A 9,460-nucleotide genomic window follows, 5' to 3' on the forward strand; every position below is an offset into this window, starting at 1 on the left:
ATACAACAGGCGCACCGGAACTGCAGCGCGCCCCACAAAGACCCTACTGGCGGCGTTGGACCTGCAGCGACGCGCTGACTGCGCCCCGACCTGCGTCCGAACCGCGCGCCGTCGAGCCTCAACCCGGCACGCCTTCGCGCGCGGCCTCCTCACGCGCCGCGCCCACGGCCGGCACGTCCCAGCGCGGCGGCGTCTCCGCCCGCAGCGTCACGCGAAACGCGCGCGCCTCGGTGTCGCCGGGATTGCGCAGGCTGTGCGGCTGATCGGCATCGAAGACGATCGCATCGCCGGTCGCGAGCAGCTGGCGTTGATCGTGCACGCTGACTTCGAGCGTGCCGTCGCTGACGACGAGGTTGACGGTCGTGCCCGGCGCGCGCGGCGTGCCCGTCTCGGTGTGCAGCGGCGCGATGCGCAGCTCGTGAAATTCGGCGGCGCCCGGCTCGGTATCGGGATACAGCGGCCGCGCCGAGTAGCGCCCGTTCGCGCTGACGACTCGCGCCGAGCGCTCGGCCGGCAGATGCTCGAAGCCGTTCGTCGCGTGGCGCCGCAGAAACGCCGCGACCGAGACCTTCAGCGCCGCCGCCACCTTGCACAGCACCTTGATCGACGGCACGCTGCGCGCCGATTCGATCTGCGCGAGCATGGCGCGCGACACGCCGGACGCGCGCGCTAGCGCATCGAGCGAAAGCTGGCGCTCGGCGCGCAGGCGGGCCAGATTCACGCCGACCAGTTGCTCGAGCGCATCGAACGGTTCGGCTGCGCGCGGCACCGCGTCGGCATCGGCCGAGCGATCGCGAACCAGTGCAAGCGGAGAATGCATAGTGGCCTCCAGAGCGCCGCCGGGCGGCGCAAAAGCATTGAGTGGAAGCAAGATAGCATCGCGCTGTGCCGCGCCCAACGAAGTTATCTTCACACTGTTATCAGCATTGCAGAGGCAAGCCGTTCACGCACGCTGCGCGACCGCGCGCACCGGCGCATCCATGCGCGCGGCGAACCACGTGAGCAGCAGCGCCGCCACGCTGACCGCCGCCGCGACCCACGGCAAGGTATCGAGGGCATGGCCGTGAGCGATCACGAGGCCGCCGAGCCACGCGCCTGCCGCATTGCCGACGTTGAATGCGCCGATGTTCAGCGTCGAGGCGAGATTCGGCGCGGCGGCCGCCTTCTCGACCACGCGCATCTGCAACGGCGGCACCGTCGCGAACGCGGCAATGCCCCACACGAACACCGTGAGCGCCGCGGCGACCTGCGAATGGCTGGTGCGCGCGAAGACCGCCATGACCACCGCGAGCGCGGCGAGAATGCCCATCAGCGAGGGCATCAGCGCGCGGTCCGCGAGCTTGCCGCCGACCACGTTGCCGACCGTCAGGCCCGCGCCGAACAGCACGAGAATCAGCGTCACGGCGCGCGGCGAGAAGCCGCTCACCTGTTCGAGGATCGGCGCGATATAGGTGAACACGACGAACACGCCGCCGAAGCCGAGCACCGTCATCGCGAGCGCGGTCCAGACCTGCGGGTCCCTCAGCACGCGCACTTCGTGGCCGAGGCCGGCCGGGCCGCTGTCGTGCCGGTTCGGCACGAGCGCCGCGATGCCCGCGAGCGACAGCACGCCGAGTCCGCTAACGATCCAGAACGTCGCGCGCCAGCCGAACTGCTGGCCGACGAAGGTGCCGAACGGCACGCCGAGCACGTTCGCGAGCGTGAGGCCCGTGAACATCAGCGCGATCGCGCTGGCGCGCTTCTCGGCCGGCACGAGCGAGGCCGCGACCACCGCGCCGATGCCGAAGAACGAGCCGTGCGCGAACGAGGTCACGACGCGCGCGACCATCAGCACCGAATAATCGGGCGCGACCGCGCACAGCACGTTGCCGACGATGAACACGCCCATCAGCAGTTGCAGCGCCAGCTTGCGCGACATCTTGCTCGTGACCACCGCGAGCAGCGGCGCGCCGACCGCGACGCCGAGCGCGTAGCCGCTCACGAGCAGCCCCGCCGACGGAATCGACACGGCGAGATCGCGCGCCACCTCGGGCAACAGGCCCATGATGACGAATTCGGTCGTGCCGATCGCGAATGCGCTGATCGCCAGCGCGAGTAAGGGAATGGGCATGGAGGTGCTCCGGATAAGAGGGAAATTCAGTCAAGGCCGCATTGTCCGGGCAGGGAGCCGATTTGATAATTGGCGTAGCATTTGAAACATTTTCAAATCGTGCTTGAAAATCGGCAATGGACAATCTCGGCGACATCCGCCTCTTCGTCGAAGCGGCGCAGCAGGGCAGCCTGTCGGCGGCGGGCCGCAGAATGGGCCTCACGCCCGCCGCGGCAAGCGCGCGCCTCGCCAGGCTCGAAAGCCATCTGAAGGCGCGGCTCTTCGAGCGCACCACGCGCCAGTTGCGGCTCACCGACGAGGGGCGGCTCTATCTGAACTGCTGCCGCGAGGCGCTGCAATCGCTCGACGACGCCGAAGCGGCCTTGCAGGAAGGGCAAGGCGTCGTGCGCGGCAAGGTGCGCATCTCGACGACCTCCGACTTCGGCCGCAACCTGCTGCTGCACTGGCTCGACGAATTCAACGCGCGATATCCGGACGTGAAGTTCGCGCTGACGCTGTCGGATTCGCTGTCGAATCTCGTGCAGGAAGACATCGATCTCGCGATTCGCTTCGGCGTGCCGCAAGACAGCTCGCTGGTCGCCCGCAAGCTCGCGCCGAACCGGCGCGTGCTGTGCGCGTCGCCGGCATACATCGCGCGCAAGGGCGAGCCGAAGGACCCGCAAGACCTCGCCCGTTTCGATTGCATCGTGCTCGGCACCGCGTCCGGGCCGGCGAACGAGTGGCGCTTCACGCGCGGCGACGCAGTGCAGCACTACACGGTGCCGCTCGACGCCGCGCGCGAGACCAACGACGGCGCGGTCGCCCGCGAATGGGCGCTGCGCGGCTACGGCATCGCGATCAAATCGATGTGGGACGTGGAAGCGGACCTGCGCGCCGACGGACTGAAGGTGCTGTTGCCCGAGTGGCGCTATCCGGACGCGCCGCTGCACGCGCTCTATCACCGCAACCGCTTCATGGCGCCGCGCGTGCGCGTGCTGCTCGATTTTCTCGCCGAGCGTTTCGCGCTCGTGTCGGACGAACTGGAAAGCCTGCTGGGCCTGCCGCCGGAACGCTCGGCCGGCGGCCAAACCCGTGCTCCCTGAAGGGCTATAATAGTGAGTTACGTTGCGGCGGCGCTTGCGCATCAGCTTGCGCGCCCGAACGCGTGGCCCGGCGCGCCGCGCAACCCTCTCCACCCTTTATGACGCCCCCAGGTTAACCACTGCGACCGGCGAAATTCGATGACCAAGAAAGTTTATGTAAAGACCTTTGGCTGCCAGATGAACGAGTACGACTCCGACAAGATGGTCGATGTGCTCGGTGCCGCTGAAGGACTCGTCAAGACCGACACGCCGGAAGACGCCGACGTGATCCTGTTCAACACCTGCTCGGTGCGCGAAAAAGCGCAGGAAAAAGTCTTCTCCGACCTCGGCCGCGTGCGCGAGCTGAAGGACGCGAATCCAGATCTGATTATCGGCGTAGGCGGCTGCGTGGCGAGCCAGGAAGGCGCGTCGATCGTCGCGCGCGCGCCGTACGTCGACATCGTGTTCGGGCCGCAAACGCTGCACCGCCTGCCGCAAATGATCGACGAGCGCCGCGTGAGCGGGCACGCCCAGGTCGATATTTCGTTCCCCGAAATCGAGAAGTTCGACCACCTGCCGCCGGCGCGCGTCGAAGGCCCGAGCGCGTTCGTGTCGATCATGGAAGGCTGCAGCAAGTACTGCAGCTACTGTGTCGTGCCCTACACGCGCGGCGAGGAAGTGTCGCGTCCGCTCGACGACGTGCTGACCGAAATCGCCGGTCTCGCCGACCAGGGCGTGCGCGAAGTCACGCTGCTCGGCCAGAACGTCAACGCATACCGTGGCGCGCTGACCGTGGGCTCAAGCGAGATCGCCGACTTCGCGACGCTGATCGAATACGTCGCGGACCTCCCCGGCATCGAACGGATTCGCTACACCACCTCGCATCCGAAGGAATTCACGCAGCGCCTGATCGACACCTACGCGAAGGTGCCGAAGCTCGTGAGCCACCTGCATCTGCCGGTGCAGCACGGCTCCGACCGCATCCTGATGGCGATGAAGCGCGGCTACACCGTGCTCGAATACAAGTCCGTGATCCGCAAGCTGCGTGCGATCCGCCCGGACCTGTCGCTGTCGACGGACATGATCGTCGGCTTCCCCGGCGAGACCGAGGAAGACTTCGCGAAGATGATGGCGCTCGTCGACGAGATGAAGTACGACACGAGCTTCTCGTTCATCTACAGCCCGCGTCCCGGCACGCCGGCCGCGAACCTGCACGACGACACGCCGCGCGAGGTGAAGCTCAAACGCCTGCAACATCTGCAGGCGACCATCGAAGAGAACGTGCAGCGCATCAGCGACGCGATGGTCGGCAAGGTCGAGCGCATTCTGGTCGAGCGCCCCGCGCGCAAGGACCCGAACGAGCTCGCGGGCCGCACCGAGAACAACCGCGTCGTCAATTTCCCGGCGCCGGTCGCCTCGCACGCACGGTTGATCGGCCAGATGGTCGACGTGAAGATCGTGCACGCGTACCCGCACTCGCTGCGCGGCGAACTCGTGATGGTTCACGACGACCGCACGGCGACCACGCACTGACGCACTGAACGGCCGCCACCCGACATTCCGAGTACCGCAACCGACAGGATCGACTCACCGCCTTGAAGACCACTCAGCAGCATCTGGAATTCACCGCGCCGCGCGAAGACAACGCGCGGCTCGCCAACCTCTGCGGACCGCTCGACGAAAATCTGCGGCAGATCGAGCAGGCGCTCGACGTGACCTTGCAGCGCCGCGGCCATCGCATCACGATTCGCGGACGCGGCGCAAAGCTCGCGCTCACGGCGCTCGAAAACTTCTACAACAGCGCGCGCGAGCCTTTGTCGGTCGACGACATCCAGCTCGCGCTCGTCGAAGTGCGCCATCCGGCGCGCCATCGGCCGAACGGCAACGGCGGCGCCAATGGCGACGACGCGGCCGATCCGCGCTTCGCCGGCAACCCCGATCATCCGTTCGACCAGCCCGCCGATCTCGACGCGAGCGACGACGACTTCCAGGAATACGGTCCGAAACTCTACACGCGGCGCGCGGACCTGCGCGGCCGCACGCCGGCGCAGCGCGAGTATCTGAAGCAGATCGTCTCGCACGACGTCACCTTCGGCGTCGGCCCGGCCGGCACCGGCAAGACCTACCTCGCGGTGGCCTGCGCGGTCGACGCGCTCGAGCGCGACCAGGTCAAGCGCATCGTGCTGACGCGCCCGGCCGTCGAGGCGGGCGAGCGGCTCGGCTTCTTGCCGGGCGATCTGGCGCAGAAGGTCGATCCGTACCTGCGTCCGCTCTACGATGCACTCTACGACCTGCTCGGCTTCGACAAGACCGCGAAGATGTTCGAGCGGCAGATGATCGAAATCGCACCGCTCGCGTACATGCGCGGCCGCACACTCAATCACGCGTTCATCATCCTCGACGAGGCGCAGAACACCACGCCCGAGCAGATGAAGATGTTCCTCACGCGAATCGGCTTCGGCTCGAAGGCCGTCGTCACCGGCGACACGACCCAGATCGACCTGCCGCGCGGCCACAAGAGCGGCCTGATCGAGGCGCAGCAGGTGCTCTCGGAGGTGCGCGGCATCGCGCTCACGCGCTTCACGAGCGCGGATGTGGTGCGCCATCCGCTGGTCGCGCGCATTGTGGAGGCGTACGATGCGCATGCGCAGAAATCGGCGGCTCCGTTGGATTCGCGCTGAAGCGCGGCACTTGCGCGGGATAGGCGGCGTGGCTGACCGGACCGCGTAAGCCGCGCCGCCGAGCGGCGCCACCGGAGCGACGCGCTCTGCTCGAAGCCGCTGCCATCGCGAACGCCACGAACGCCACGAACGCCACGAACGCCACGAACGCCACGAACGCCACGAACGCCACGAACGCCACGAACGCCACGAACGCCACCAAGAGCGTAACGCCCCACGCAACCGCCAGCGCAACAACGAACGCCGCAGGAAACACCACAACAAACGCGAAGCCCCGACCCGAAACCGCATGAGCCGCTCCCCGAAACTGACGTTGAACCTGCAATTTCCCGCCGCCAAAGCCTGGCCGGAACACAAGGCGCTGCTGCCGCGCGCGAGCGTTGCGAGCTGGATCAAGGCGGCGCTCTTCGCGGACGGCGAACTGACCGTGCGTTTCGTCGACGTCGAGGAAGGCCGCACGCTGAACCGCACCTATCGCGGCAAGGACTACGCGACCAATGTGCTGACCTTCGCCTACGCCGAATCGGAAGACGATCCGGTCACGGGCGATCTGATCCTGTGCTGCCCGGTAGTTGAAAAGGAAGCCACCGAGCAGGGCAAGCCGCTCGTCGCGCACTATGCGCATCTGCTCGTGCACGGTACGCTGCATGCCCAGGGCTACGACCACGAAGTCGAGGAAGAAGCCGAGGAAATGGAAGCGATCGAAACCGAAATCCTCGGTAAGCTCGGGTTTCCGGACCCTTACCGATAGGCTTCTGCGACTCCCGCCCCTTCCCCACGCCATCCACGACCCAACCCTACCGTGAGCACCTCGTCCCCCGAAGCCGATATCCCCGTGCGCTGCCCGGACTACCCGCCGATGCTCGGCGAGTCGCGGCTGCTGACGGACGAGGAACTGCGCGCGTCGCTCGAATCGACGCTGCGCGGCTGGGACCGCCAAAGCGACCTGTGGCTGTTCGGCTATGGCTCGCTGATCTGGAACCCGGGCCTGCCGACCGTCGAAGCGCTGCGCTCGAAGGTGCACGGCTATCACCGCGGGCTCTACCTATGGTCGCGCGTGAATCGCGGCACGCCCGAGCAGCCGGGCCTCGTGCTCGCGCTCGATCGCGGCGGCTCGTGCACTGGCGTGGCATTCCGGCTCGCCGCCGCCGGCTCGATGCCGCATCTCGAAGCGCTGTGGCGCCGCGAAATGCCGATGGGCTCGTACCGCCCCGCCTGGCTGCCCTGCGTACTCGCGGACGGTCGGCGCGTCGACGCGCTCGCCTTCGTGATGCGGCGCGACGCACCGAGCTACACCGGCAAGCTGCGCGACGACATCGTCCGGACCGTGCTCGGTTGCGCGTGCGGCCGCTACGGCACGACGCTCGACTACGTGAGCCGCACGGTCCATGCGCTGCGCGAAAGCGGCATGCCCGACCGCGCGCTCGAAGCGCTGCTCACACGCTGTCAGGCGCGAGAGGTCGATGAAATGCCGCAGCCGGCCGCGCCCGAGCGCGCGGCGACGGGACGGTAAGACTGAAAGAGCCGAAGCCGGGAAGCGCCGGCCGGCCCTAGGCACGACTCGCCAGCGGCGCCGCGAGCCATCCCGCCCGCTCTCGCCCGTCCCCGTGCGCGAGTTACTTTTTTGCCGGCAAGCGCTTTTCGACACGTAATCGGTTAGGATGAGCCCATGCCCCGCCCTCGCGGCGCGGCCGCTTCACCCGGCTTCAAATCAGCGCCAGGCCCGGCGGGACACGGTTTCGCCATGCGCCTGGTGTATCCTTAATGCTCTGCAACAGCGCGCCCAGTCTCGCCGGGCGCACTACCATGAACGACACGTATCCCAGTCGACGCCATACCGGACGCACCCTCGACAAACCGCAGGAAAAGCGCTCGCTGCTCGAGCGCCTGACCGATTTCATCTCGCCCGAGCCCGACTCGCGCGCCGAACTTCTGGAAATTCTGCAGGACGCGCACGAGCGCAACCTGATCGACGCCGACTCGCTGTCGATGATCGAAGGCGTGTTCCAGGTGTCGGAACTGTGCGCACGCGACATCATGGTGCCGCGAGCGCAAATGGACGCGATCAACATCGCGGACAACCCATCCGAATTCATCCCGTTCGTGCTGGAAAAGGCGCACTCGCGCTATCCGGTCTACGAGGGCAATCGCGACAACATCATCGGCGTGCTGCTCGCGAAAGACCTGCTGCGCTACTACGCCGAAGAGGAATTCGACGTGCGCGGCATGCTGCGCCCGGCCGTGTTCATCCCCGAGTCGAAGCGCCTGAACGTGCTGCTGCACGACTTTCGCGTGAACCGCAACCACCTCGCGGTGGTCGTCGACGAATACGGCGGCGTGGCGGGCCTCATCACGATCGAAGACGTGCTGGAGCAGATCGTCGGCGACATCGAGGACGAATACGATTTCGACGAGGAAAGCGGCAATATCATCGCCTCGCCGGACGGGCGCTTCCGCGTGCGCGCGCTGACCGAGATCGAGCAGTTCAACGAGACCTTCGGCACGCACTACCCGGATGAGGAAGTCGATACGATCGGCGGGCTCGTTACGCATCACTTCGGCCGCGTGCCGCATCGCGGCGAAAAAGTCCGCCTCGACGATCTGATCTTCGAGATCCTGCGCGGCGACGCGCGCCAGGTCCACATGCTGCTGGTGCGCCGCGACCCGCTCGCGGGCCAGCGCGAACGCGAGGCGCAGCACGTGCAGACCTGAGCGGCCGGCGCGCCCGTTCGCGAAATTTTGGCGTGCCGCCTTGCAGGTTTCCTTGCACGCTTTTTTGACTCCTCATTTCGACTCCTCAACTTCCGACGCCGACCACGCAACGATGGCCGACCCGATCACTTCCCGCCCGCGCCACGACGTGAGCGCCCCCGCCGCCGACGGCACGCGCAGCCGCGCCCTGCCGCGCTGGCACTATCTCGTGGCGCTCGCCGCGGGTGCCGCCAATACGCTATCGTTCGCGCCGACGCCGCACGGCGGCTGGCTGCAGCTCGCGATCTTCGTGTTCTTTTTCGCGTGGCTCACACGAAGCACCGGCTGGAAAAGCGCCGCGCTGACGGGCTGGGCGTTCGGCTTCGGCAATTTCGTGACCGGCGTGTGGTGGCTCTACGTGAGCATGCACGACTACGGCGGCATGCCCGCGCCGCTGGCCGGCACGGCGCTCGCGCTGTTCTCGCTGTACCTGGCCCTCTATCCGGCGCTGGCCGCAGGTGTCTGGTCGTTCTGCGCGGGCCACGCCCGCAACGGCGCGGCCGACGACCGCCAGCCGTTCTCGCCGACCTGGCACGGCGCGCTCGCCTTCGCGAGCGCGTGGGCCATTGGCGAATGGCTGCGCGGCACCGTGTTCACCGGCTTTCCGTGGCTCGCCACCGGCTATGCGCAGGTGGACGGCCCGTTCGCCGGATTCGCGCCGGTGGCCGGCGTGTACGGCGTCGGCTGGATGGTCGCGCTGAGCGCCGCGCTGATCGTGCAGGCGCTGCTGGCGTCGATCTCGGCGGGTTCAGCACGCGAACTGCGCAACGCAGGCGCCGCACCGGGCGCCGCCGCGCGCGCCGTGGTCGGCTGCGTGTTCGCCCACCGCCACCGGTTTGGCGGCGGTGACCGCCTTT

8 protein-coding genes and 1 pseudogene are annotated in these 9,460 nt (G+C 67.5%); 7 read left to right on the forward strand and 2 right to left on the reverse strand.

From position 1 onward, the window contains the following. Positions 1-118: 118 nt before the first annotated feature. On the reverse strand, positions 119-820 hold the full coding sequence (locus GXB81_RS23400; RefSeq protein ID WP_205990450.1) for an XRE family transcriptional regulator: 702 nt from the start codon (positions 818-820) through the stop codon (positions 119-121). Between the two features lie 123 nt (positions 821-943). Then, complete coding sequence (locus GXB81_RS23405) at positions 944-2,110, reverse strand: MFS transporter (RefSeq protein ID WP_205990451.1); 1,167 nt, start codon at positions 2,108-2,110, stop codon at positions 944-946. A gap of 116 nt (positions 2,111-2,226) precedes the next feature. Between GXB81_RS23405 and GXB81_RS23410 the strand changes: the two genes are divergently transcribed. The 7 genes and pseudogenes from GXB81_RS23410 to GXB81_RS23440 all read left to right on the forward strand — a co-directional run. After that, positions 2,227-3,192, forward strand: a complete 966-nt coding sequence (locus GXB81_RS23410; RefSeq protein ID WP_167284941.1) for a LysR family transcriptional regulator — start codon at positions 2,227-2,229, stop codon at positions 3,190-3,192. A 138-nt stretch (positions 3,193-3,330) separates the two neighbouring features. Next, positions 3,331-4,704, forward strand: a complete 1,374-nt coding sequence (gene miaB / locus GXB81_RS23415; protein ID WP_205990452.1) for a tRNA (N6-isopentenyl adenosine(37)-C2)-methylthiotransferase MiaB — start codon at positions 3,331-3,333, stop codon at positions 4,702-4,704. Between the two features lie 62 nt (positions 4,705-4,766). After that, the gene (locus GXB81_RS23420) at positions 4,767-5,852 is read left to right on the forward strand and encodes a PhoH family protein (protein ID WP_205990453.1); all 1,086 of its coding nucleotides are present in this window, start codon (positions 4,767-4,769) and stop codon (positions 5,850-5,852) included. A gap of 289 nt (positions 5,853-6,141) precedes the next feature. After that, positions 6,142-6,603: an rRNA maturation RNase YbeY gene (gene ybeY, locus GXB81_RS23425; protein WP_167040590.1), complete on the forward strand. Its 462-nt coding sequence runs from the start codon at positions 6,142-6,144 to the stop codon at positions 6,601-6,603. Between the two features lie 51 nt (positions 6,604-6,654). Next, the gene (locus GXB81_RS23430) at positions 6,655-7,365 is read left to right on the forward strand and encodes a gamma-glutamylcyclotransferase (protein WP_167284938.1); all 711 of its coding nucleotides are present in this window, start codon (positions 6,655-6,657) and stop codon (positions 7,363-7,365) included. 293 nt (positions 7,366-7,658) lie between these two features. After that, positions 7,659-8,564 carry a transporter associated domain-containing protein gene (locus tag GXB81_RS23435; RefSeq protein WP_205990454.1) on the forward strand — a complete coding sequence of 302 codons (906 nt, stop codon included), beginning with the start codon at positions 7,659-7,661 and terminating at the stop codon, positions 8,562-8,564. Positions 8,565-8,676: 112 nt separating this feature from the next. Further along, positions 8,677-9,460: pseudogene (locus GXB81_RS23440) on the forward strand (apolipoprotein N-acyltransferase); the annotation flags it as partial.

The sequence above is a fragment of the Paraburkholderia sp. Ac-20336 genome, from assembly GCF_017105025.1.
In the GTDB taxonomy this organism is placed as follows: domain Bacteria; phylum Pseudomonadota; class Gammaproteobacteria; order Burkholderiales; family Burkholderiaceae; genus Paraburkholderia.